This is a genomic window from Oricola sp. (assembly GCF_965230365.1).
GTDB lineage: Bacteria > Pseudomonadota > Alphaproteobacteria > Rhizobiales > Rhizobiaceae > Oricola.
In genome coordinates, this window is the sequence record NZ_OZ246003.1 from 733302 (window position 1) to 755913 (window position 22612).

General features: G+C 63.5%; 20 protein-coding genes. 10 read left to right on the forward strand and 10 right to left on the reverse strand.

From position 1 onward, the window contains the following. Nucleotides 1–40: 40 nt before the first annotated feature. Entirely contained in the window at nucleotides 41–463 is a 423-nt protein-coding gene (locus tag ACO06R_RS03535) for a hypothetical protein (protein ID WP_421856106.1), read from the reverse strand. A 92-nt stretch (nucleotides 464–555) separates the two neighbouring features. On the opposite strand from ACO06R_RS03535, the gene dapF reads away from it, so the two are divergent. From dapF to ACO06R_RS03555, 4 genes are all read left to right on the forward strand, one after another. After that, nucleotides 556–1446 carry a diaminopimelate epimerase gene (gene dapF / locus ACO06R_RS03540; RefSeq protein WP_421856110.1) on the forward strand — a complete coding sequence of 297 codons (891 nt, stop codon included), beginning with the start codon at nucleotides 556–558 and terminating at the stop codon, nucleotides 1444–1446. Then, nucleotides 1446–2738, forward strand: coding sequence for a tRNA (N(6)-L-threonylcarbamoyladenosine(37)-C(2))-methylthiotransferase MtaB (gene mtaB, locus ACO06R_RS03545; protein ID WP_421856113.1), 1293 nt, complete (start codon nucleotides 1446–1448; stop codon nucleotides 2736–2738). Before dapF ends, mtaB begins: the two co-directional genes overlap by 1 nt. 13 nt (nucleotides 2739–2751) lie before the next feature. After that, entirely contained in the window at nucleotides 2752–4224 is a 1473-nt protein-coding gene (gene ftsY / locus ACO06R_RS03550; RefSeq protein ID WP_421856116.1) for a signal recognition particle-docking protein FtsY, read from the forward strand. 98 nt (nucleotides 4225–4322) lie between these two features. Then, entirely contained in the window at nucleotides 4323–4979 is a 657-nt protein-coding gene (locus ACO06R_RS03555) for a septation protein A (protein ID WP_421856119.1), read from the forward strand. Between the two features lie 538 nt (nucleotides 4980–5517). On the opposite strand, the gene ACO06R_RS03560 is transcribed toward ACO06R_RS03555, so the two are convergent. From ACO06R_RS03560 to ACO06R_RS03575, 4 genes are all read right to left on the reverse strand, one after another. Beyond that, a complete protein-coding gene (locus ACO06R_RS03560; protein ID WP_421856122.1) occupies nucleotides 5518–6159 on the reverse strand; it encodes a CatA-like O-acetyltransferase in 642 nt (213 codons plus the stop codon). Beyond that, the gene (gene typA / locus ACO06R_RS03565; protein ID WP_421856125.1) at nucleotides 6159–7979 is read right to left on the reverse strand and encodes a translational GTPase TypA; all 1821 of its coding nucleotides are present in this window, start codon (nucleotides 7977–7979) and stop codon (nucleotides 6159–6161) included. Before typA ends, ACO06R_RS03560 begins: the two co-directional genes overlap by 1 nt. A gap of 91 nt (nucleotides 7980–8070) precedes the next feature. Then, the gene (locus ACO06R_RS03570) at nucleotides 8071–9162 is read right to left on the reverse strand and encodes a site-2 protease family protein (protein ID WP_421856128.1); all 1092 of its coding nucleotides are present in this window, start codon (nucleotides 9160–9162) and stop codon (nucleotides 8071–8073) included. Between the two features lie 32 nt (nucleotides 9163–9194). After that, entirely contained in the window at nucleotides 9195–11231 is a 2037-nt protein-coding gene (locus tag ACO06R_RS03575; protein WP_421856131.1) for a M3 family metallopeptidase, read from the reverse strand. A 147-nt stretch (nucleotides 11232–11378) separates the two neighbouring features. Between ACO06R_RS03575 and ACO06R_RS03580 the strand changes: the two genes are divergently transcribed. Then, a complete protein-coding gene (locus ACO06R_RS03580) occupies nucleotides 11379–11858 on the forward strand; it encodes a MarR family winged helix-turn-helix transcriptional regulator (protein WP_421856134.1) in 480 nt (159 codons plus the stop codon). Beyond that, nucleotides 11855–13084: a multidrug effflux MFS transporter gene (locus ACO06R_RS03585; protein WP_421856137.1), complete on the forward strand. Its 1230-nt coding sequence runs from the start codon at nucleotides 11855–11857 to the stop codon at nucleotides 13082–13084. Before ACO06R_RS03580 ends, ACO06R_RS03585 begins: the two co-directional genes overlap by 4 nt. A gap of 22 nt (nucleotides 13085–13106) precedes the next feature. On the opposite strand, the gene ACO06R_RS03590 is transcribed toward ACO06R_RS03585, so the two are convergent. Next, the gene (locus ACO06R_RS03590) at nucleotides 13107–13700 is read right to left on the reverse strand and encodes a TetR/AcrR family transcriptional regulator (RefSeq protein WP_421856140.1); all 594 of its coding nucleotides are present in this window, start codon (nucleotides 13698–13700) and stop codon (nucleotides 13107–13109) included. A gap of 154 nt (nucleotides 13701–13854) precedes the next feature. Between ACO06R_RS03590 and ACO06R_RS03595 the strand changes: the two genes are divergently transcribed. Together ACO06R_RS03595 and ACO06R_RS03600 are read left to right on the forward strand one after the other, a co-directional pair. Beyond that, nucleotides 13855–14316 (forward strand): (2Fe-2S)-binding protein, encoded by a 462-nt coding sequence (locus ACO06R_RS03595; RefSeq protein ID WP_421856143.1) that lies wholly within the window; start codon nucleotides 13855–13857, stop codon nucleotides 14314–14316. A gap of 3 nt (nucleotides 14317–14319) precedes the next feature. Further along, on the forward strand, nucleotides 14320–16509 hold the full coding sequence (locus ACO06R_RS03600; RefSeq protein WP_421856146.1) for a molybdopterin cofactor-binding domain-containing protein: 2190 nt from the start codon (nucleotides 14320–14322) through the stop codon (nucleotides 16507–16509). Nucleotides 16510–16582: 73 nt separating this feature from the next. Here ACO06R_RS03600 and ACO06R_RS03605 read toward each other — a convergent pair whose 3' ends face one another. Both ACO06R_RS03605 and ACO06R_RS03610 read right to left on the reverse strand, forming a co-directional pair. Beyond that, the gene (locus ACO06R_RS03605) at nucleotides 16583–17809 is read right to left on the reverse strand and encodes an argininosuccinate synthase (RefSeq protein WP_421856149.1); all 1227 of its coding nucleotides are present in this window, start codon (nucleotides 17807–17809) and stop codon (nucleotides 16583–16585) included. 54 nt (nucleotides 17810–17863) lie between these two features. Then, nucleotides 17864–18634 carry a phosphatase PAP2 family protein gene (locus ACO06R_RS03610; RefSeq protein WP_421856152.1) on the reverse strand — a complete coding sequence of 257 codons (771 nt, stop codon included), beginning with the start codon at nucleotides 18632–18634 and terminating at the stop codon, nucleotides 17864–17866. 167 nt (nucleotides 18635–18801) lie between these two features. On the opposite strand from ACO06R_RS03610, the gene ACO06R_RS03615 reads away from it, so the two are divergent. Both ACO06R_RS03615 and ACO06R_RS03620 read left to right on the forward strand, forming a co-directional pair. Beyond that, nucleotides 18802–19443, forward strand: coding sequence for a LysE family translocator (locus ACO06R_RS03615; protein WP_421856155.1), 642 nt, complete (start codon nucleotides 18802–18804; stop codon nucleotides 19441–19443). A 324-nt stretch (nucleotides 19444–19767) separates the two neighbouring features. After that, the gene (locus ACO06R_RS03620) at nucleotides 19768–20454 is read left to right on the forward strand and encodes an outer membrane protein (protein ID WP_421856158.1); all 687 of its coding nucleotides are present in this window, start codon (nucleotides 19768–19770) and stop codon (nucleotides 20452–20454) included. A 12-nt stretch (nucleotides 20455–20466) separates the two neighbouring features. Here ACO06R_RS03620 and ACO06R_RS03625 read toward each other — a convergent pair whose 3' ends face one another. After that, nucleotides 20467–21168, reverse strand: coding sequence for a GNAT family N-acetyltransferase (locus ACO06R_RS03625; protein ID WP_421856161.1), 702 nt, complete (start codon nucleotides 21166–21168; stop codon nucleotides 20467–20469). A gap of 74 nt (nucleotides 21169–21242) precedes the next feature. Beyond that, nucleotides 21243–22475, reverse strand: a complete 1233-nt coding sequence (gene rlmN, locus ACO06R_RS03630) for a 23S rRNA (adenine(2503)-C(2))-methyltransferase RlmN (protein ID WP_421856164.1) — start codon at nucleotides 22473–22475, stop codon at nucleotides 21243–21245. Nucleotides 22476–22612 lie beyond the last annotated feature (137 nt).

The following is a 22612-nucleotide window of genomic DNA, read 5'->3' on the forward strand; positions in this document are numbered from 1 at the left end:
AACCCGATTTGCGCAGGCTCCTGACAGCGCCTGTCCGCAGTCAGAAGCGCACCGGGTCGTCGGGATAGCCGGCCACTGCGCGATTGCCGCGCCGCCACTCAAAGAAATCGTAATAGTCGAAGGCAAGCGACATGCCGTTGACCGCGAAGACCGCCAGAGCCAGCGTGAACTCCGTGGCATTCATCGGCACCGCCAGCAGCCGGTAGCCGAGAATGACGACCAGCGGCGTCCAGAACAGGATATGCGGGATGCAAAGCACTTTCGACAGGCCGCCATTCAGCCAGACGATCGGCAGGTTGACGATGATGCCGGTCGCGCCCAGCACGGCGATCCACCAGCCGCTCGCCGTGTCCATGAACCAGTATCCGGAGAAATTGGCCGGGACCAGGAAAAGGCCTATCCAGATGATCACCCAAACGGGCAGCGAAAAGTAGGACTTCAATATTCTCGCGATATGGTTCATTGGCGCTTCCCCAGACTTACGCGCCGCCGTGTCCGTCTGGCACTTGGCGCATCGATCATCTATATAGGCGGTCGAAAGGACAACGGAACCGAATGGCGCTCGACGTAGCATTTGCGAAGATGAACGGGCTTGGAAACCGGATCATCGTGGCTGACATGCGCGGCCGCGGCGATGCAGTTGCGCCCGAGGCTGCGCGCGCGCTGGACAGCCACGCGGATACCCGTTTCGACCAGATCATGGCGATCCACGATCCGCGTATCGACGGGACCGACAACTACATCGACATCCTCAACAGCGACGGGTCGTCGGCGCAGGCCTGCGGCAACGGCACGCGCTGCGTGGTGCAGGCATTGTCGGCGGAAACCGGGCGCGGTACGTTTACGTTTCAGACCCGTGCCGGCGTGCTGACCGCCCAGGAACATGCCGACGGCACGATCTCGGTCGACATGGGCCAGCCGCGTTTCGGCTGGCATGAGATTCCGCTTGCCGAAGAGTTCCACGACACGACCGGCATCGAACTGCAAATCGGCCCGATCGACGCGCCGGTCCTGCACACGCCGTCGGTGGCCAGCATCGGCAATCCGCATGCCGTCTTCTGGGTCGACAGCGACGTCTGGTCTTATGATCTGGAGCGTTTCGGGCCGCTCTTGGAAAATCATCCGATCTTTCCGGAGCGGGCCAATATCTCGATTGCCGAGGTCAAGGCAGCCGACCGGATCATCGTCAGGACATGGGAACGTGGCGCCGGTTTGACCGAGGCCTGCGGTTCGGCGGCATGTGCCGCGCTGGTCTGCGCGGCACGTATGGGGAAAGCCGACCGCGCCGCGACAGTCACGCTGCCGGGCGGCGACTTGCATGTCGAGTGGCGGGCCGACGATCACATCATCATGACCGGCCCGGCGGAATGGGAGTTCTCCGGTCGTCTCGATCCCGCGACAGGCGAGTGGCGGCGCGACGAGAACCCATCGTTGAAGGCCGGGTAATGGGCATCGACATCGTGACGTTCGGCTGCCGCCTGAACACCTATGAATCGGAGGTGATGCGCGGCGAGGCAGAGGCTGCCGGCCTTGGCGAACTCGATGGCGGCGCCATCGTGTTCAACACTTGCGCGGTCACCGGCGAGGCGGTGCGCCAGGCGCGTCAGGCGATCCGCCGGGCGCGGCGCGAAAACCCGGATGCACGCATCATCGTCACCGGCTGCGCCGCGCAGACCGAACCAGCCTCCTTTGGTGAAATGGACGAGGTCGATCTTGTCATCGGCAATGACGACAAGCTGAAGGCGCAGAGCTACCGGGCGCTGCCGGAATTCGGCGTCAACCAGTTCGAGAAGGTCCGGGTCAACGACATCTTCGAGGTTCGCGAGACGGCGGCCCACATGGTCGATGCCATCGAGGGCAGGGCCCGCGCCTTCGTTCAGGTGCAGAATGGCTGCGACCATCGCTGTACATTCTGCATCATCCCCTATGGCCGTGGAAACTCGCGTTCGGTGCCGATGGGCGCCGTGGTCGAGCAGGTCAAACGTCTCGTCGAGAACGGCTACCGCGAGGTCGTGCTGACCGGCGTGGACCTGACCAGCTACGGTCCGGACCTGCCGGGACAGCCGTCGCTCGGCAAGCTGGTGCTGTCGATCCTGCGGCAGGTGCCGGAGCTTGACCGGCTGCGGCTGTCGTCGATCGATTCCATCGAAGCCGACGATGCGCTGATGGAGGCGATTGCCACCGAAGCGCGGCTGATGCCGCATTTCCACCTGTCGCTGCAGCATGGCGACAATCTGATCCTGAAACGGATGAAGCGGCGGCATGCGCGCGAGGATTCCATTCGCTTTTGCGAAGACGTTCGGCGGCTGCGTCCGGACGCAGCCTTCGGCGCCGACATCATCGCCGGATTTCCGACGGAGAGCGAGGAACACTTCGCCAATTCGCTTTCGATTGTCGATGAATGCGGTCTGGCGCATGTCCACGCATTTCCATTTTCGCCGCGCGATGGCACGCCGGCTGCCCGAATGCCGCAACTGCCGCGTGATGTGGTCAAGGACCGCGCCCGGCGGTTGCGCGCCAAGGCAAACGAGGCCTGGCTGCGGCACATGGAGCAGCTTTCGGGCACCCGTCAGGACGTGCTTGTCGAGCGCGAGAATATCGGGCGGATCGCCGATTTCTCGGTAGTGGCGCTCGACGGTGTCGAGACCGCGCCCGGCTCGCTCGTCCCGGCTGTCATCACCGGCCATGACGGCGAAATGCTGCGTGGCACGCCGGCGCTCGCACAAGCCGCGGAATAGAAAGGACCGGCCAATGCCACTCGGATTCGTCAAGCGGATCTTCTCCTTCGGCAACAAGACCGTCGAAGAAACACCGGCGGCCGGCGACGCTTCGGAAACGCCGGTCGAGGCAACCGACGCCGCCGTCACAACGCCGGTTGCCGGCGATCCCGAGGTGCCCGCGCCGGCGCCGGAACCGCCGGAAACGCCCGAAGAGACGCCGGCGCCCGGCACTCCGGAGGAAACGCCGCAGCCGGAAGAACCCGGCCCGGCAGAGCAACCGGAGGAAGTTCCAGACTTTCCCGGGGCGCCGCGCCCCGCCGAAACACCGGACATCCCGCCGGCGGTGCCCGTTGAAGAGCCGCCGCGGATAGATCCGACTCCCGCGCCGCCGGTCGAAATGCCGCCGGGGCCCGCCGAGATCCCGCCTTCCATTCCAACCGAGATTCCGCCGGGTAGTTATCCGGCGGAATTCACTTCCGGGTCCGGCGCCGCAGCGATGTCCGATGAAGCGCCACGTGGTACCGTGCTGATCGGCGATGAGCCGGCGCCGGCGGCCGCAGCGACCGAAACCACGCCGCCGACGGTCCAGAAAAGCTGGGTCACCCGGCTTGCCGCCGGCCTTTCGCGCTCGTCGCGTCAGCTCTCCGACAACATCGCCGGTGTTTTCACCAAGCGAAAGCTCGACGACGACACGCTGCAGGATCTCGAGGACGTGCTGATCCAGGCCGATCTCGGCGTCGAGACTGCGATGCGGATTACCGACACGCTGGCGTCCGGCCGCTACGGCAAGGACGTCTCCGGCGAAGAGGTGCGCGCCATCATGGCAAGCGAGATCACCAAGGTGCTCGATCCGGTCGCCAAGCCGCTGGAACTCGATCTGTCCTTCAAACCCCACGTCATCCTGGTCGTTGGCGTCAACGGCACCGGCAAGACCACGACCATCGGCAAGCTTGCGGCCAAACTGCGCGCCGCGGGCCTCAGCGTGACACTCGGCGCCGGCGACACGTTCCGCGCCGCAGCGATCGAGCAATTGAAGATCTGGGCCGACCGCACCGGCTCCACCTTCGTCGGGACGAAACTTGGCGCTGATGCCGCCGGGCTGGCCTACGACGCATTTCAGACGGCGCGGGACAAAGGCTCCGACGTGGTGATCATCGACACGGCGGGCCGGCTGCAGAACAAGGCCGAACTTATGGACGAACTGGCCAAGATCGTCCGGGTGCTGCAGAAGCACGATCCCGATGCGCCGCATACCGTGTTGCAGACACTGGACGCAACCACCGGGCAGAATGCGCTCAACCAGGTCGAGATTTTCCGCAATGTCGCAGGCGTCAACGGCCTGGTCATGACCAAGCTCGACGGCACGGCGCGCGGCGGTATCCTCGTCGCGATCTCTGCCAAGTACAAGCTGCCGGTCTGCTTCATCGGGGTCGGCGAAGGCGTCGATGATCTGGAACCCTTCCGTGCCAGCGATTTCGCCGGTGCGATCGCGGGAACGGGTTGAACCCGGTCACGCGATGTCATGAAACGTTAGGGCGGCACTGGTAATGACCGCGCCGATTGCCTAGTTCATGCGATAACGCCAACAATAAGAAAACTGACATGTCGAACCCGATCTTCGAACGCGATCCCGCCGATCCGAAGCGCCAGAAAATCAATCCAGCGCTGAAGCTGGCGCTCGAATTGGGGCCGCTGCTGGTCTTTTTCTTCGGCAATTCACGTGGCTCCTGGCTGGCCGAGCAATTCCCGGCGCTCGCCGCCTTCGGCGGCCCGATTTTCATCGCCACCGCCCTGTTCATGGCGGCGACGGTCCTGTCGCTGGCCGTTTCCTGGATGCTGACGCGCACCCTGCCGATCATGCCGCTCGTTTCCGGCGTCGTCGTGATCACTTTCGGCGCGCTGACGCTGTGGCTGCAGGACGAGTTGTTCATCAAGCTGAAACCGACGATCATCAACACCATGTTCGGCGGCATCCTGCTTGTTGCCCTGTTCGGGTTCCGCAAGTCGCTGCTGCGCTATGTGCTCGACAGCGCCTTCAACATCGACGAGGAGGGCTGGAACAAGTTGACGCTTCGCTGGGGCGTCTATTTTCTCGTCATGGCCGTGGTCAACGAGATCGTCTGGCGCAATTTCTCGACCGATTTCTGGGTCGCTTTCAAGGTCTGGGGCAATGCTCCGCTGGCCGTGCTGTTCACCATGGCGCAGATGCCGCTGATCATGCGCCATTCGCTGGACGAGCCTGCCGAGCAGGAAAGCTGATCGAACACGCGGCGAGCGACAACGGCGAGCGACCACGGCGCGCGTCACTGCCGCCGCGCCCCGTTTCCGAGACCGGATCATTCAAAGACTTTTTCCTGTTCGCGACACGCTATCCCGGTCTGGCTGCGCCAGCCGGGGCATCGCGAGCGGAAGACGGGCGGTCAAAGCATCGCAACGTCTAAAAGGTATAGCGATCCTCGGACCGCCCGCTCGGTGGTCTTGCAGCTTCGGTCGGCGGCCCGGAACTTTGTCCGGGAAAACAAGACTGCGCGCGCCGCTTCATGCCGCCCTGCCGTGGGGGTTCATCACCCAGCGATACACCTCTGTATCACCCAGCAGGCACCGTCCCACTCCCCATCAGCCGGTGTGCACGACAGACTTCCGTGAGCAGGCGGGAGTGATCATAGGGGAGGTTCGGGTGCGGTGGATAAAACTCGTGGCGAGCGCGGCGCAAGCAATTGTTATTGCTCTATAAATTTTTTTCGGCCGACTGTTTTTTCCACCAGAAGGGTGGATCCGGTTCATCAAACGTAACCCGTCAGCTTGCCGGAATGCCGTCCAGCGCCGCCTGCATCGCGGCAAAAAACTGGCCGAGATGGATGCCGTCGACCAGCGCGTGATGCACTTCCACGGCGACCGCCATCGAGTGCCGGCCGCTGCCGTCGTCAACGAAACGGCCCCATGAAATACGCGGAATGCAGTCGTCCGGGCCGGGCAGCGCGTTGCTCGCCGCGGTGAAATCGAGCCAGGGCAGGCAGGACAGATAGGCGAGATCGTCTCGAAAGCCGGTGTTGGGCTCGAGGCCGCCGGCTGCCGCCGCCGCCTCCATCAGCGTCAGCGAATTGCGGTCGAAGGACGGCCAGTCGGGCTCAAACGGCACATAGGCATACGCGAACGTGCCATCGTCGCGCGGCACGGTCATCGAAAGTTCGACAGCGTCGTGCTGAACGACGGTTTCGCTGCGAAACCGCGTCAACAGTTCCGGCACCGCATGCACGCCGGCGCCGATAGCATAAAGACAGGCGCGGTAGGGCGAAGCGCCGGCCGGTTTCAATTCCGTGACGAGGCGCGTGACGTCGATTCGCGAAGTGATCGCGTAATGCGGCTTTCCATAGCTGCGAAACAGCCTGTAGGTCTCGGCGCGCGGCCAGCTCTGCAGGTCTATTTCGCGCGCCGCCATTATCCCGCCGCCTGCGATTTCTCGAAGCGCTTGCGCTCATGCGGATCGAGATAGAGCTTTCTGAGCCGGATCGATTTCGGCGTCACCTCGACCAGTTCGTCGTCCTGGATCCAGGAAAGCGCGCGTTCCAGCGTCATCTTGATCGGCGGCGTCAGCTTGACGGCCTCGTCCTTGCCGGCGGCGCGGACGTTGGTCAGCTTCTTGCCCTTCAAGACGTTGACCTCAAGGTCGTTGTCGCGCGAGTGGATGCCGATGATCATGCCCTGATAGACCTTCTCGCCCGGATCGATGACCATCGGGCCGCGGTCTTCCAGGTTGAACAGCGCATAGCCGACGGCCTCGCCCTGGTCGTTGGAGATCAAAACGCCATTGATGCGTCCGCCGATGGCGCCCTTGTAAGGCTGATAGGCGTGGAACAGGCGGTTCATGATCGCCGTGCCCTTGGTGTCGGTCAGAAGCTCCGACTGATAGCCGATCAGGCCGCGCGTCGGCGCATGGAAGACCAGGCGCACCCGGTCGCCGCCCGACGGCTTCAGTTCCAGCATCTCCGCCTTGCGCTCGGCCATCTTCTGGACGACGACGCCGGAATGTTCCTCGTCGACGTCGATGACGACTTCCTCGACCGGTTCCAGCATCTGGCCGGCCTCGTCCTGTTCCATGACAACGCGCGGGCGCGACACGGCGAGTTCAAAACCCTCGCGGCGCATCGTCTCGATCAGCACGGCAAGCTGCAGCTCGCCACGGCCCGAAACGTGGAATGAGTCCTTTTCCGACGCTTCGGCGACGCGCAGCGCGACATTGCCCTCGGCTTCCTTGAGGAGCCGGTCGCGGATGACGCGGCTTGTGACCTTGTCGCCCTCGGTGCCGGCGAGCGGCGAATCATTGACAATGAAGCTCATCGTCACGGTTGGCGGGTCGATGGGCTGGGCCTGCAGCGGCTCGCTGACAGCCGGATCGCAGAATGTGTCGGCGACCGAACCCTTCGAGAGGCCGGCAATCGCCACGATGTCGCCCGCCTGGGCCTCGTCGATCGGCTGACGCTCCAGCCCGCGGAAGGCGAGGATCTTGGAGATGCGGCCGGTCTCGACCTGCGATCCGTCGCCTGACAGCACCTTGACCGCCTGGTTCGGCTTGACCGAACCGGAATGCACGCGGCCGGTGATGATACGGCCGAGGAACGGGTTGGCCTCCAGGATGGTGCCGATCATCCGGAACGGGCCTTCGGCAACCGGCGGCTCGGGCACGTGGTCGATGACGAGATCGAACAGCGGCGTCAGCGAGGCGTCGGCCGGTTTCTCGGTGTCGGCGGCCATCCAGCCGTCGCGGCCGGACCCGTAGAGGATCGGGAAATCGAGCTGCTCGTCGGTGGCGTCGAGCGCGGCGAACAGGTCGAACACCTCGTTGATCACCTCGTCGGCGCGCGCGTCGGCGCGGTCGATCTTGTTGACCGCCACGATCGGCCGAAGCCCGACCTTCAGCGCCTTGCCGACGACGAATTTGGTCTGCGGCATCGGGCCTTCGGCGGCGTCGACCAGCACGATGGCGCCATCGACCATCGACAGGATGCGCTCCACCTCGCCGCCGAAATCGGCGTGGCCGGGCGTGTCGACAATGTTGATGCGCGTGCCCTTCCACTCCACCGAGGTCGCCTTGGCGAGGATGGTGATGCCGCGCTCCTTTTCGATGTCGCCGGAATCCATGGCGCGTTCCTGTACGCGCTCATTGTCCCGGTAGACGCCGGACTGTTTCAAAAGTTCGTCGACCAGCGTGGTTTTGCCATGGTCGACATGCGCGATGATCGCGATGTTGCGAAGGGTCATGTTATGCTCGGAAATTGGGGCGCTCGAAGCGCCGCAGGCTATTTGCGGCGCTCTTAGCGGTTTTCCGCCGCCAGCGAAAGGCCGAAACGCGTCAGGCCGCGCGGGTTGCGCGTTCTGCATCGCGCACCATCATCAACTCGCTGATGTTCTCAACGGTTACATAGCCGAGGAACCGTCCCTCGCGATCGGCGACGCCGACCGCCGGCGCGCCGCTTTGCAGTCGCGTGAAGGCGGCATCCAGCATCTGCGTGTCGCGGACCAACGGGATATCCTTGGTCATCGCATCGAGCACCGGCGCGGACCGGCTGCCCTCCTGCAATGCGGAGACCAGGGCGGAACGGGTCAGTACGCCGCGCAGATGGCCGCCGCCATCGACAACCGGAAACTCGTGCTGAGTCGTCCTCAGCAGGGCCTCGGCGGCGTCATCGAGCGTCGATGTCGGGCCGAGCGCGTCGAAATGGGTGATCATCGCGTCGCGCACGGGCACCCGGCGGGTCACGTCCTGCAGGCCGGTCGCCTGCGATTCCGCGGTCGCCGCCATGTAGACGAAGATCGCCACGAAGATCAGCAGCACATTGCCGCTCATCAGACCGAGGAAGCCGAACAGGAAGGAGGTGATCTGGCCGATGGTGGCGGCGATCTCGGTGGCGCGCACCCGCGAGAAGCGCGTCGCCAAAAGCGCGCGCAGCACGCGGCCGCCATCCATCGGGAAGGCCGGGATCATGTTGAAGACGACCAGCACCACATTGACTACCGCAACGCGGGCGAGAAAGCCGGCGGCGGGATCCTCGATCTCGGCGAGCGTCGCAACGTCGACGGTTGCGCCGAGAAACAGGATCAGCACGGCGGCGATGACCACATTGACCAGGGGGCCCGCGAGCGCCACGACGATCTCCTCCGCCGGTTTTTCCGGCATGCGCTCGAGCTGCGCGACGCCGCCGATCGGCAACAATGTGATGGTTGGCGTACGGATGCCATAACGACGCGCGGCGACCGCATGGCCCAGTTCGTGCAGCACCACGCAGGCGAACACGGCGATGATGAACAGCACGCCCTCGGTCGCCGCCGCACCGCCGCCCTGCTGGAACTGGGCGATGCCGATCCACAGGAGAAGCAGGAAGAAGGTCAGGTGGATGCGGATCTCGCTGCCGGCGATCCGGGCGATCGGAAACGACCATTGCATTTGAACGTTCTCCTGTCCTGTTTCCTCGCGAGCTACACCAGCCCGCGTCCCTTCAGCATCGCGTCGGGCGTCGGCAGCCGGCCTCGAAACGCGGTGTAGGCGTCTTCCGGGTCGACCGTGCCGCCGGACGCGAGCACATGCGTCCTCAGTTTCGCGGCGATCTCCGGATTGAACGGATCGCCCGTCTCCTCGAAGGCGGCGAAGGCGTCGGCGTCCATCACCTCCGACCACATGTAGGAATAGTAGCCCGACGCGTAGCCTTCGCCGGAAAAGATGTGCTGGAAATGCGGCGAGCGGTGACGCATGCCGATGGCGTCGGGAATGCGGATGTCGGCAAGCACCTCGGCCTCGTGGGCGAGCGGCTCTGCGGGCACCTGCCCGCTGGCGTGGTAGGCCATGTCGACCAGCGCCGATGCGGTGTATTCGACCGTATCGAAGCCGGCGTTGAAGGTCTGGGCCGCCAGCACCTTGTCGATCAGCGCCTGCGGCATCGGCTCGCCGGTTTCGGCGTGAACGGCGTAGGTGTTGAGCACTTCGGGCACGGTCAGCCAGTGTTCGTAGAGTTGCGAGGGCAGTTCGACGAAATCGCGGCTGACGCTGGTGCCGGACACCGAAGGGTAGGTCACGTCGGACAGCATGCCGTGCAGCGCGTGGCCAAACTCGTGAAACAGGGTGCGCGCGTCGTCAAACGACAGGAAGGCCGGCTTGCCTTCCGGCGGCTTGGCGAAGTTCATCGTGTTGAGAATGATCGGCGTTTCGCCGGTCAGCCGCGCTTGCGACTGGAGGCCGCTCATCCAGGCGCCGGAGCGCTTGGACGGGCGGGCGAAGTAGTCGCCGACGAACAGCGCCCGGTGCGTGCCGTCTGCGTCCTTGACCGCCCACAAACGGGCGTCGGGATGATGCAGCGCCACGCCTTCGATTTCGGTGAAGGTCAGGCCGAAAAGGCGTGTGGCCACCGCAAAAGCGGCTTCGATGATCTTATCGAGTTGCATGTAGGGCTTGATGTCTTCGTCGGAGAAATCGAAGCGCTGCTTGCGGATCTTCTCGGCATAGTAGCGCCAGTCCCACTTGGCGGGCGGATGATTGTGGCCTTCGGCGGCGATCAGCGCGGCGATGTCGGCGGTCTCCTGTTCGGCGCGCACCAGCGCCTTTTCCCAGACCGTGTCGAGCAATGCGCCGACATTCTCCGCCGTCTTGGCCATCGTGTCGTCGAGCGCGTAGTCGGAAAACGAGTTGTAGCCGAGCAACGTCGCCTTTTCCTGGCGCAGTTTCAGCGTCTCGGCGATGACCGCGGTGTTGTCGCTGTCGCCGCCATTTTGCCCACGCGCCTGCCAGGCCGTGTAGACCTTCTCGCGCAGGTCGCGCCGCGAGGAGAAGGTCAGGAACGGATCGGCAATCGAACGCGACAGGCTGACCGCATGTCGCCCCGGATGGCCGCGCTCTTCGGCGACGGAGGCCAGCGCGTCGACCAGCCATGCGGGCAGGCCGGCGAGATCGTCCGCGCCGTCGAGCAGCAGCAGCCAGTCGCTTTCATCCTTCAGCACGTTCTGGCTGAACTGCGTGCCGAGCGTCGCGAGCCGTTCGCTGATTTCCCCGAACCGCTTTTGCGCGTCGCCTTCCAGCGCCGCGCCCGATCTGACGAAGCCCTTCCAGCTGCGCTCCAGCACCCGCATCTGCTCGACTGTCAGGCCGAGTTCGTCGCGCTTTTGCCAGAGCCCGTCGATCCGCGCGAACAGTTTCCTGTTGCTGCTGACTGCGGTGCGATGGCGCGCGTAAAGCGGCGAGACGGTGCGTTCGACCGCGCGGATCGTGTCGTTGGAGTGCGATCCGGCGAGATTGAAGAAGATCGCCGACACCCGCGACAGCGCCTCGCCGGCCTTCTCCAGCGCTTCGATGGTGTTCTCGAAGGTCGGCGCGTCCGGATTGGCGGCGATCCCGTCGATCTCGGCCAGATGCGCGTCGAAGGACGCCTTGATGACCGCCTCGAAATCCGCGTCGCCGATGGCTTCATAATCCGGCAATCCGTGCGGGCCGGTCCATTCGGTCAGGGGCGAAGAGGGAGAGTGCATGGTCGGTCCTTCCAGTCGGATGATTATCTCTCAGCTAAGTCGTGCGGGGCACCTTGCCAAGGTGCGAAATGCCGGCCCGATGATGGACCCGCCGGGCGAGATATCGGGATTGGCTTTTGTAAGTGACCATGATTATAAGGTGGCCTTATGAATTTGACCCATGACAAGACGCCGAAGATATTCGGCATGCTGATCGCGGATATCGCCCGGATGGGCCGCGATCTGCATGAGCATCGGTTGGGCGCGGCGGCACGCGACATCACGCCCGGTGAAGCGCGCGCGCTTGTTTTCATCGCCGCGTTCGAGGGTGAACGGCAGAGCAGTATCGCCCGGCACATGAATGTCGAGCCGATGACCGCCTGCGAATACATCGACAAACTGGAGCGGCGTGGCTTGGTCGAGCGGCGTCCCGACCCGGATGACCGGCGCGCAAAGCGTGTCCTTACCACAGTCGACGCCGAAGGGCTGATCGCGGTCATTCGGCATGAGTCGGACGTGTTGCGCGAGGAAATCCTGGCCGGATTGTCGGAACAGGACCGCAAGGTGCTGCATGCATCGCTGAACCTCGTGCATGACAATCTGGTTGCCCTCAAACGCCGTCAGGACGGCAAGGACACGCCCGAATGAGCAAATCCGCGATGAGCGAGCGCCGCGTGGCGCTGATTTCGGCCGCCCTTGTCTCGCTCGGCCCGGCTTCGATCGCTCTCTACTCGCCGGCCATGCCGGAGATGGTGGCGGATTTCGGCACCACGACAGCCGGCATCAAAGCGACGATGACGGCATTCTTCGGCGGGCTTGCCTTCGCCCAACTCATTGCCGGCCCGCTGGCGGACGCCTTTGGACGACGCACCACGACGCTGGTCTTTGTCGGCATCTACATTGTCTCCAGCATCGCGGCCCTGCTCGCGCCGACCGTCGAAGTCCTGATCGCCGCGCGTCTCGCCCAAGGCATCGGCGCCTCGATCGGCGTGACGACCGCACGTGCCGTTGTTCGCGACCTGTTTCCCGGCGATGCCGGGGCGCGGATCATGAATGTCATTGCGATGATTATCGCCATCGCGCCGATGCTGTCGCCGGTTATCGGCGGCATGGTCGTCGCCGTGTCCGGGTGGCACGCCATCTTCGCGCTGATGGTCGTGTTCGGCGCGGCTGTTTTTGCCATGGCTTATCTGATGCTGCGCGAGACGACAGTGCCGGACCGCGCCAATATCCGCGGCGCGGAAATCGGCCGCAATTATCTGCGCCTGCTTGCCAACCGCGAGTTTCTGTCGGCGGCGATCGTCATGGGCGCATCCATCGGCACGATTCAGTCTTCGGCCACGATCATGCCTTTCGTGCTGATCGACACGGTGGGCCTGTCACCGGCCGAGTTCGGGCTTTTCATCACCCTCCCGCCAACCAGTTTCCTCGCCGGGTCGATCGCGTTCCGTCTTCTCAGCCGCCGCTTCGGGCCGGCCCAACTCGTGTTTCCGGGATTGATCGCGCTGTCAGCCGGCTCCGCGCTGATCGCCGTTTGGGGACTGGTGTTCGGGCCATCGACGGCTGCCTATGTCGTGCCGTTGTGCATCAACACATTCGGGATCGCGCTGGTGCTGCCGCACATGTCGATCGCCGGATTGCGCGGTTTCCCGCGCATCGCCGGCTCCGCTTCGGCTTTGACCGGTTTTTTCCAGATGGGCGCCGGATTTGTCGGTGGCATGCTGGCGGCGCTGTTTGCCAGCCCTGCCATTGCAACAAGCGTCATTTTTCCGGCGTTCGCGCTGATCTGCGCGACTGCCTATGGGATCTATCTGCGCGCCGCTGCCGCCGCGGTCAGACATGAAGCGGCCGCGCGACCGGTGTCGGCGGAATAGACGGGCCGCGTATGGTTACACGCTATGTCGCGCCGTATCGCGCCAGGATCATATCGACCGCGTCTTCGATGATACCGGTCATTTCTTCCCTGGTGTTGAGCACGCCTGAAAACAGCACTGGATAATAGCCGCGCGACTTGATCAGCCCAAGGAACTGGGTTGCCGCGACCTTCGGATCGTCCACCGCCAGAACGCCGTCATCAGCCGCCGCCTGCATGAAACTGCAGTACACACCCATCTTGTCGATGCGTTTGTTCAGGTCATTGGCCAGGTCGGGATGGCGGATCGTTTCCGACGTGATCAACCGGGCGAGATTGATGAATTCCGGTTTCAGCAGGAGATCCCCCTGGAACCAGCCAAGCGACCGAAGCGCCTCGCGAACCGGTTGTTCGGGATCATAGGCAAATTCGGGGGCGCTGTTGATCTGGTCGGCCAATCGCTGATTGATGGCCCGAAACAGCGTGTCTTTGCTGTCGAAATGGTTGTAGACGGTTCGCTTGGAGACGCGTGCGCGTGCGGCTATTCCGTCCATGCTTGCGCCGGAATACCCCTTCTCCTGGAACTCGGCGATCGCAGCTTCCACGATCTGTTTTTGTTTTTGTTCCGAGACTGACATCGATTCTGCAGTTTTTCATTGTCAGGCGCTTTTCTCTCAGAACGGGCGCTCTAAGTAAACCGAGGCGTTTACATAGCTGCAACCAATATGTAAACTGCACGGTGTAGTTTACTCTCCATAGCCGGTTTCGGCAAGCCAAGGGAGGCTTCTCCTCATGTCAGTGACTCTCACCATCAACGGGGAAACGCGCTCTGTCGACGCCGATCCCGACACGCCGCTTCTTTGGGTTCTGCGCGATGAACTCAAGATGACCGGCACCAAGTTCGGCTGCGGCGTGGCCGCGTGCGGCGCCTGCACGGTTCATTGGGACGGTGTGCCGATCCGCTCCTGCCAGACCTTCCTGGAAGACGTTGAAGGGGCCAACATTAGGACGATCGAAGGTATCGACGGCAAGGCCGCCGAGGCCATTCGCAGCGCGTGGCGCGAACTGGATGTCCCACAATGTGGGTACTGCCAGTCTGGCCAGATCATGGCCGCGACAGCACTGCTGACCGAAACGCCCAAACCGACCGACGAGGACATCGACGCGGCGATGGAAGGCAATGTCTGCCGCTGTGCGACCTATGCCCGAATCCGCAGGGCGATCCATGTCGCAGCCGAAAAGATGGAGGCCTGATCCATGTTTCATGTTCTTGCCAAACCGCTTGAAACGCCGAAGCCGAGCCGCCGCTCGTTTCTGAAGCTGTCTGCCGGTGCAGCCGGCGGCCTGATCCTCGCCGTGAATCTGCCGCGGACCGCAGAAGCTGCGGCGGAAATCGGCGAATTCGCCCAGCCTTTCGTCCACATCCGCCCGGACAACACCGTCGTCGTGATCTCTAAGCACCTGGACAAGGGGCAGGGGGCCGCGACCGGTCTGGCGACGCTTGTGGCCGACGAGCTTGACGCCTCTATCGACCAAACGATCGTCGAACATGCGCCGTCCAATCCGCAGGTCTATGCCAACTCGCTGTTTGGAATGCAGGGCACCGGCGGCTCCACGGCGATCGCCAACTCCTTTATGCAGTACCGTCAGGCAGGTGCCGCAGCAAAAGCAATGATCGTTGCCGCTGCCGCCAAGTCGTGGAACGTTCCCGCCGGCGAGATCAACGTCGCCAAGGGCGTCGTGTCGCACGGGTCGGGCAAGTCCGCCACGCTCGGCGAGTTGGCCGGCCTTGCGGCGAAAGAAGCCGTTCCGGGCGAGCCGGTCCTGAAGACACCGGATCAATGGGTCTATATCGGCAAGTCGTTCCGCCGTGTCGACACCGCCAACAAGACGGTCGGCGCGCCGCGCACCTACACCATGGATTTCCAGCGCGACGATCTGCTGGTCGCCGTGATCGCCCGTTCGCCGCGCTTCGGCGGCGCGGTCAAATCCTTCGATGCGGCCGAGGCCATGAAGGTCAAGGGCGTCGTCAACGTCCTGCAGGTGCCGACCGGTGTCGCGGTCATCGCCACCTCGACATGGCCGGCGATCAAGGCGCGCGATCTGCTCACCGTCGAATGGGACGACAGCGAAGCCGAGATGCGCTCCACCGACCAGATGATGACCGATCTGAAGGCGATGAACGACGCGCCGCAGGTGGCGGTCCGCAAGGACGGCGACTTGGATGCGGTGCTTGCCGCGTCGGCGAAGGTTCTGGAAGTCGAGTACGAGTTCCCCTATCTCGCGCACGGCGCGATGGAGCCGATGGACATAGCCGTTCTGTTCGACGGGGAAACCGCCGAATTCTGGTTCGGTTCGCAGATCCAGACGGTCGACCACCAGTTTGCCGCCGGAACGCTTGGCATCGATTTCGCCAATGTGAAGATCAACACGTTGTGGGCGGGCGGTTCTTTCGGCCGCCGGGCGCAGTTCGACGCCCACCCCGTCGTCGAAATCTCGCTTCTTGCCAAGGCGATGCTCGCCGCCGGCATGAAACCGCAGCCGGTCAAGATCGTGTTTACCCGCGAAGACGACATGGAAGCCGGCTACTACCGCCCGATGAGCGCCCACAGGATCAAGGTCGGCCTCGACGAAGACGGCGCTGTTACCGGTTTCCACTACGACATCGCCGCCAAGTCGCTGCTCAAGGGCACGGTCTATGAAGAAATGATGATCCAGGACGGTGTCGACCACAACATGACCGAAGGGGCGCATGACACGACCTATGGCTTCCCGGTCATGAACATGAACCAGTCCTATTTCGAGACCAAGGTTCCGGTCCTGTGGTGGCGGTCGGTCGGCCACACCCACACGGCCTATGTCATGGAAACGATGATGGACCGTCTGGCCAAGGAAGCCGGCAAGGATCCGGTCGCCTACCGGTTGGAGATGCTGAAGGACGATCCGCGCAAGGCGAACGTTCTGAGACTGGCAGCCGAGAAGGCCGGCTGGGAGAAACCGGCGGCCGAGGGCCGGTTCCGCGGCGTCGCAGCCCACAAGTCCTTCGGCACCTATGTGGCCCAGGTTGCCGAGATCTCGGTTCGCGACGACGGCACGGTCAAGGTCGAGAAGGTCACCTGCGCTGTCGACTGCGGCGTTGCGGTCAATCCCGACAATGTCAGGGCCCAGATGGAAGGCGCGCTTGGCTACGGCCTCGGCGCCATCCTGCGCAACGAAGTGACGATGACCGACGGCGTGGTCGACCAGACCAACTTCGACACCTACGAGCCGTTACGCATAACCGACATGCCCGAGGTCGAGGTGCATATCGTGGCGTCGGCCGAGGCGCCGACCGGCATGGGCGAACCGGGCACCCCGCCCATCGGCCCGGCTGTCGCCAATGCGATCGCCGCCGCCAAGGACATGTGGGTCACGACCCTGCCGCTCTCGCGGCACGATCTGGTCTGAGCAGGATCGTCACAGGAAGCAAAAGGCCGCCTTCGGGGCGGCCTTTCTCTTTGCCGGATCGATTGCCGGGCGCTCAGCCCCGGCGATTGCGGGCGGCCAGTGTGCGCAGCCGCAGCGCGTTCAGGCGGATGAAACCGGCCGCGTCCTTCTGGTCGTAGGCGCCGTGATCGTCCTCGAAGGTAACCAGTTCCTCCGAGTAGAGCGATTTCGGCGACTTGCGGCCGGTGACGATGACATTGCCCTTGTAAAGCTTCAGCCGCACCGTGCCCTCGACATCCTTCTGGCTGTTGTCGATGGCGGCCTGCAGCATCTCGCGTTCCGGCGAGAACCAGAAGCCGTTGTAGATGAGCTTGGCGTAGCGCGGCATTAACTCGTCCTTCAGGTGCCCCGCATCGCGGTCGAGCGTGATCGACTCCATTGCGCGGTGGGCCTGAAGGAGGATGGTGCCGCCCGGGGTCTCGTAGACACCGCGCGATTTCATGCCAACGAAGCGGTTTTCGACCAGATCGATGCGGCCGATGCCGTTGTCGCGGCCGAGATCGTTGAGGGCTTGGAACAGGGTCGCCGGCGACATCGCCTTGCCGTTCAGGGCAATGGGATCGCCGGCCTTGAATTCGATCTCGATTTCGGTTGCGACATCCGGCGCGTCCATCGGCGAAACGGTGCGCATGTGGACATATTCCGGCGCCGCCTCCCACGGGTCTTCCAGAACCTTGCCCTCGGACGACGAGTGCAGCATGTTCGCATCGACGGAGAACGGCGCTTCGCCCTGCTTGTCCTTGGGCACCGGGATCTGATGGTCCTGGGCGAATTCGATCAGGTCGGTGCGCGACTTGAATGACCAGTCGCGCCACGGCGCGATAACCTTGATATCCGGATCAAGCGCATAGGCCGACAACTCGAAGCGCACTTGGTCGTTGCCCTTGCCGGTCGCGCCATGGGCGATGGCGTCGGCGCCGGTTTCCTGCGCAATCTCGACCAGGCGCTTGGAGATCAGCGGCCGGGCGATCGAGGTGCCGAGAAGATAGACGCCCTCATAGACCGTATTGGCGCGGAACATCGGAAACACGAAGTCGCGGATGAACTCCTCGCGCAGATCCTCGATATAGATCTCCTTGATGCCGAGCATCTCGGCCTTGCGGCGCGCCGGTTCCAGTTCGTCGCCCTGGCCCAGATCGGCGGTGAACGTGACGACTTCGGCGTTCAACTCGGTTTGCAGCCATTTGAGGATGATCGACGTGTCGAGACCGCCGGAATAGGCGAGCACGACCTTCTTGACGTCTTTGATTGCGGCACTCATGCGGATGTCTTTCGCTAAGCAGAAAACGGGAAAACCGCGCGCACCATATTGAGTTTACGGTTGCGCGCAAGCGTCGCTTTGTCGCTGCCGCCGTTCGGCGATCCATTCGCTGACCACCGCGAGAACCGAGAAGATCACGATGGTCGACAAATAGCCGAGTATCGCGTCCGACAGATAGTGGGCGCCGAACACCACGCGCATTGCCGCCATCACGATCGAAACCGCCGCGACCAGCGCGGCGAAGATCCGGCGTCGGCGTATCGCGAGCATCAACGCCAGGCACATCAGCCAGCCCGCAGTCGATGCCTCGCCGGAGACGAAGGAACAGTTGGACGCGCAGTAGCCGGTCTTGGTGCCGGCCTCGACGAAGGGTAGCCAGCCGCCGAACTCCTCGGTCATCCAGGGGCGCGGCCGGCCCCAATGCGCTTTCAGGACGCCATTGACCAGGAGCCCCGGTCCGATGATCAGCGTTGTCACCAGCACCGTCTTCAGGCGTATGCCGGGAAAGCGCCAGCGCAGTCCGCTGCGCAACTCGACCGCCAGCACCGCGGCCACCAGAAGGCACAGGATCGTCGGCAGCGGATGCAGGAACTCGCGGATGGCTCTCGGCATTTCGGCGACCGAGACCGTGAAACCCAGGCAGCGCCGGCCATCCGCGGCCTGCGAAGCGGCGCAGGCTTGCGAGTCGAAAAACCATGCTGACGAGGCGAGATCCCATTGCGGCTCGCCATTGAAGACGAGCAGCAGGGTGATCCACGCGGTCAGCAACCCGGCCGCCGTGACCGGATGTGCCAGAAAGCCGAATGGATTTTGCCTGTCGGTCATCGATACTCCCGTTTGCGACCGGCATCCTGTGGCACGGCGTCCGGCAAGCCGCAAGTGGCGTCCGCCGCGCTGCGATTGACCGCAGAGCATGGCGGACCTATGGAAGCGGCCGGAGCGCATCTGACCTTGGCAAGCCGCCTCACCAGCCGCCAGAAAGCCATAAAGCCATGAACTTCATGCCCGATCCTGCCATCCTGCTGACCTTCACAGCGGCCGCCATCGTCCTGGCGGTCACGCCGGGGCCTGACATGACGCTGTTCCTGTCGCGCACGCTTGCCCAAGGCCGGGCGGCCGGGCTGGCCTGCATGGCCGGTGCGATGTCGGGGATCGCCGTGCACACGGCAATGGTGGCGCTCGGTCTTTCGGCGCTAGTCGTTGCCGCACCCGCCGCGTTCACGGCACTCAAGATCATCGGCGCCGGATATCTTGTGTGGCTTGCCATCGATGCGATACGCAATGGTTCGTCGCTGACGCTGAAGAGCGAAAGGCGCGTCAGGCAGTCGCTGCGCGCCAGCTATCTGACCGGAATCGGCATCAACCTTCTCAATCCGAAGATCGTGCTGTTCTTCATGACATTCTTGCCGCAATTCGTGAATGCGAACGATCCCGGCGCCACCGGCAAGTTCTTCTTTCTTGGCGCGCTGTTCATCGTGATCGCCTTGCCGATCACCACTTCAATGGTCATGGCCGCCGACTGGATGGCCGAGACATTGCGCAGCAAGCCGATCGTCACCCGCGTGCTCGACTGGATCCTCGCCGGCGTGTTCGGCGCGTTCGCGGTCAGGATCCTGTTCGCCCAGGTCAGATAGGCGGTTTCAGTCGCCGTGACCGGCGTTCGCGCGGTTAAATCTAACTCCGACACGCTCCAGGTGAGGTGGCGACCTCGCGACGATGGATAAGCGGGCCTGCGCTTGCGCCGGGGCCCGGTCACAATGTGGAACGTCGATTGCGGTCAACCCGGTGAGCGCTTCATTCCGCCGATTGTGCCCCAGCGGGATTCCCCGACCAACGAAGGCACTCTGCCTTTCCTAGACCGCGCGATAAAATTTCGACATATGCGCCTTGCATCCGCTCATCGAACAACCTACCGCTAGGGTATTTGTCGGGGGGCAAAATTAGTAATGATTCGGTTCTTGACCATCACGACCGCGCTTGTGTGCGCGACTTTTGTCGCAAACACCGGGGACGCGGACGCCGCCGACTGGAACGGTGCCTATCTCGGCCTTCACGGCGTCTGGACCGACTCGGAACCGGATTTCGACAATGACTCGGGCCTCGAGCCGGCTACGGACTATGATTTCGGGGCGGAAGGCTACGGGATTGGCGTTTTCGCGGGACGCGATTGGCAGGACGATGTCTTCGTCTGGGGTCTTGCAGGCGATGTCGATTATCTCGGGCTCCCCGTCGAGGAACGTGAATCCGTTCGGTTCTTGGGCAAGGGCGATGTCGATGTCTACGACTACGATCTCGATTGGACGGCGTCGGCGCGACTACGCGGCGGTATGCTGTTCGCCGACGAGGCGCTGCTCGTCTACGGCACCGCCGGTGTAGCCGTGACCTCCGCCAACGCGACATCTTCCAAGTCCCCCAGCCCCAATGGGGCCGTGACCGACAGCGCCGCGCTAAACGATCTTCTGGCCGGCGCTGTGTTCGGTGGCGGAGTGGAATATCGCGTTGCTCCGAACTGGACGCTGAAAGGCGAGTATCTGAGATACGAATTCGAACCGATCGATGTCGGCGGCGATGCGACCAGCACTACTGCGGTGAGGTTCGTTCCCGGCCTGGAGCAGGTCCGCTTCGGTATTGCCTACCGCTTCTAACCCGGACACGCTCTAGTGGACGCTCCGAACCAGGCCCGGCCCCTCGAAAGGCCGCAATCTGCCGACTTGCTCACGCGCGGTGCGCGCCGTCCTGTATTCGTCAGCCGTCATCCCGTAGACGCGCTCGTCCAGCCTGTCGCCGGTGACCGCGTCGATACGATGGCTGCGCAACACCGCCTCCAGCGTTAGGTCGTATTTCTCCGCGATGGCGATGGCCGTCGCATTGCGTGCCAGGATCTCGAATCCGAGCTTTTCCAGACCGTGATCCTCGAAGGCGTGCCGGACCAGCAATTCGGCGGCGGGAAAGACGACCCTGCGGCCGCGGTCCCCGCCATTCCCGATACAGAGATGCCAGGCCCCCGTCTTGTGACGATGGTCGACATTGAGGATCAGCAGGCCGACGGCCCGGTCATCGGCCATCGTGCGGATCGCCAGCAGGTGACGTCTGATGCAGTCATAGCTCGCGACATACGCGCGAAAGGCGTTTAGGTCCATTGATCGGCGCGGCGCATTCCAGCCTTCCATAACGTCAGGCTCGGTCAGGAAGTCGGCGATCTTCGCGTCGACCTGCTGCGGCTTCAGCGTGACGATACGCACGCGGCGGTCATTGCGGTCGCAAACCATCGGCTTCAGACCGGCCAGCGGCGCGGTTGGATTCGGGCGCGAGCGCGAGGCGACAATGGATGGACGGCTCGGATTCGGCATTTTCGGCATGCGTTACTGTTTCATTCGCTTTCCGGCGAGGTCAAGCGTGCAGCAGGATGCCGGGCAGTTCTGGGCAACGGAACTCACCCGCCGTGGCCGGCGATCATCATTGCTTCATAGGCCAGCCGCTCGGTCTTTTTCATGCGCTCTGACGCCGACTTGAGCTGCCCGCAGGCGGCCAGGATGTCCTGTCCACGCGGGGTGCGGATCGGCGATGCATAGCCATTGGCATTTATGAAATCGGCGAAATTCTCGATCTGCTCCCAATCGGAACACTCATAGTCCGAACCCGGCCACTTGTTGAACGGGATGAGGTTGATCTTGGCAGGAATCCCCTTCAACAGCCGCACCAGTTCCTTGGCATCGGCAAGGCTGTCGTTGACGCCCTTCAGCATCACATATTCGAAGGTGATGCGCTTGGCGTTAGACAGGCCGGGATAGGCGCGGCAGGCGTCAAGCAATTCGGCGAGCGGATACTTCTTGTTGATCGGCACCAGCACGTCGCGCAATTCGTCGGTAACGGCATGCAGCGAGATCGCGAGCATGACGCCGGTCTGTTCGCCCATGGGCACGATCTGCGGCACCACGCCGGAGGTCGAAAGCGTGATCCTGCGGCGCGACAGCGACAGCCCGTCGCCATCGGCGGCCACCAGCAACGCATCGCGAACGTGATCGAAATTGTAGAGCGGCTCGCCCATGCCCATCATGACGATGTTGGAAACCTTGCGCCCTTCCGACGGCACGATGGCGCCCTGCGGCGTGTCACCGTCGGGAAAATCGCCCAGCCGGTCGCGGGCGAGCAGCAACTGCGCGATGATTTCCTCGGATGTCAGGTTGCGCACCAGCTTCTGCGTGCCGGTATGGCAGAAGGTGCAGGTCAGCGTGCAGCCGACCTGGCTGGAGATGCAAAGCGTGCCGCGCCCTTCTTCCGGGATGTAGACGGTCTCGACCTCGACGGGCCGGCCGGCGCCGCGCGGCGGGAACCGCAGCAGCCATTTGCGCGTGCCGTCATTGGAGATCTGTTCCTCGACGATTTCCGGCCGCGCAATGGAAAACTTGTCGCGCAGCATGGCGCGCAGATCCTTGGAGACATTGGTCATGCGGTCGAAGTCGGAGACGCCGCGCACATAAAGCCAGTGCCAGAGCTGCTGCACGCGCATGCGCACCTGGCGATCGGGCACGCCGGCGCCGCGCAGCGCGTCGCCGAGTTGCTCGCGGGTCAAGCCGATAAGGCAAGGCTTGTCGGCTGTCGGGCCAGCGCCGCCGCCAAGCCGGTCGCGCAACGCCGCATCGGTCAGGTCAAGGGAAACCGCCATCAATCATCCACGTTTCATAGAAGGTCAGCGCTCTAACACGTCTGAAGCACCGCGTCACGATATGGGGCGCATGCGCCAAAAAAGCAAAACCGGGCCACGGGCCCGGCTTGCGAAGCTCTTCCACGGCGAGCTGCGCC

Coding starts and splice junctions, on each gene's coding strand:
- ACO06R_RS03615 (WP_421856155.1), top strand. CDS start 18,802: ATGAACTTCATGCCCGATCCTGCCATCCTGCTGACCTTCACAGCGGCC.
- ACO06R_RS03570 (WP_421856128.1), bottom strand. CDS start 9,162: ATGCAATGGTCGTTTCCGATCGCCCGGATCGCCGGCAGCGAGATCCGC.
- mtaB (WP_421856113.1), top strand. CDS start 1,446: ATGGGCATCGACATCGTGACGTTCGGCTGCCGCCTGAACACCTATGAA.
- ACO06R_RS03555 (WP_421856119.1), top strand. CDS start 4,323: ATGTCGAACCCGATCTTCGAACGCGATCCCGCCGATCCGAAGCGCCAG.
- ACO06R_RS03580 (WP_421856134.1), top strand. CDS start 11,379: ATGAATTTGACCCATGACAAGACGCCGAAGATATTCGGCATGCTGATC.
- ACO06R_RS03595 (WP_421856143.1), top strand. CDS start 13,855: ATGTCAGTGACTCTCACCATCAACGGGGAAACGCGCTCTGTCGACGCC.
- ACO06R_RS03535 (WP_421856106.1), bottom strand. CDS start 463: ATGAACCATATCGCGAGAATATTGAAGTCCTACTTTTCGCTGCCCGTT.
- ACO06R_RS03600 (WP_421856146.1), top strand. CDS start 14,320: ATGTTTCATGTTCTTGCCAAACCGCTTGAAACGCCGAAGCCGAGCCGC.
- ACO06R_RS03625 (WP_421856161.1), bottom strand. CDS start 21,168: ATGCCGAAAATGCCGAATCCGAGCCGTCCATCCATTGTCGCCTCGCGC.
- ACO06R_RS03605 (WP_421856149.1), bottom strand. CDS start 17,809: ATGAGTGCCGCAATCAAAGACGTCAAGAAGGTCGTGCTCGCCTATTCC.
- typA (WP_421856125.1), bottom strand. CDS start 7,979: ATGACCCTTCGCAACATCGCGATCATCGCGCATGTCGACCATGGCAAA.
- ACO06R_RS03590 (WP_421856140.1), bottom strand. CDS start 13,700: ATGTCAGTCTCGGAACAAAAACAAAAACAGATCGTGGAAGCTGCGATC.
- dapF (WP_421856110.1), top strand. CDS start 556: ATGGCGCTCGACGTAGCATTTGCGAAGATGAACGGGCTTGGAAACCGG.
- ftsY (WP_421856116.1), top strand. CDS start 2,752: ATGCCACTCGGATTCGTCAAGCGGATCTTCTCCTTCGGCAACAAGACC.
- ACO06R_RS03575 (WP_421856131.1), bottom strand. CDS start 11,231: ATGCACTCTCCCTCTTCGCCCCTGACCGAATGGACCGGCCCGCACGGA.
- ACO06R_RS03560 (WP_421856122.1), bottom strand. CDS start 6,159: ATGGCGGCGCGCGAAATAGACCTGCAGAGCTGGCCGCGCGCCGAGACC.
- ACO06R_RS03585 (WP_421856137.1), top strand. CDS start 11,855: ATGAGCAAATCCGCGATGAGCGAGCGCCGCGTGGCGCTGATTTCGGCC.
- rlmN (WP_421856164.1), bottom strand. CDS start 22,475: ATGGCGGTTTCCCTTGACCTGACCGATGCGGCGTTGCGCGACCGGCTT.
- ACO06R_RS03610 (WP_421856152.1), bottom strand. CDS start 18,634: ATGACCGACAGGCAAAATCCATTCGGCTTTCTGGCACATCCGGTCACG.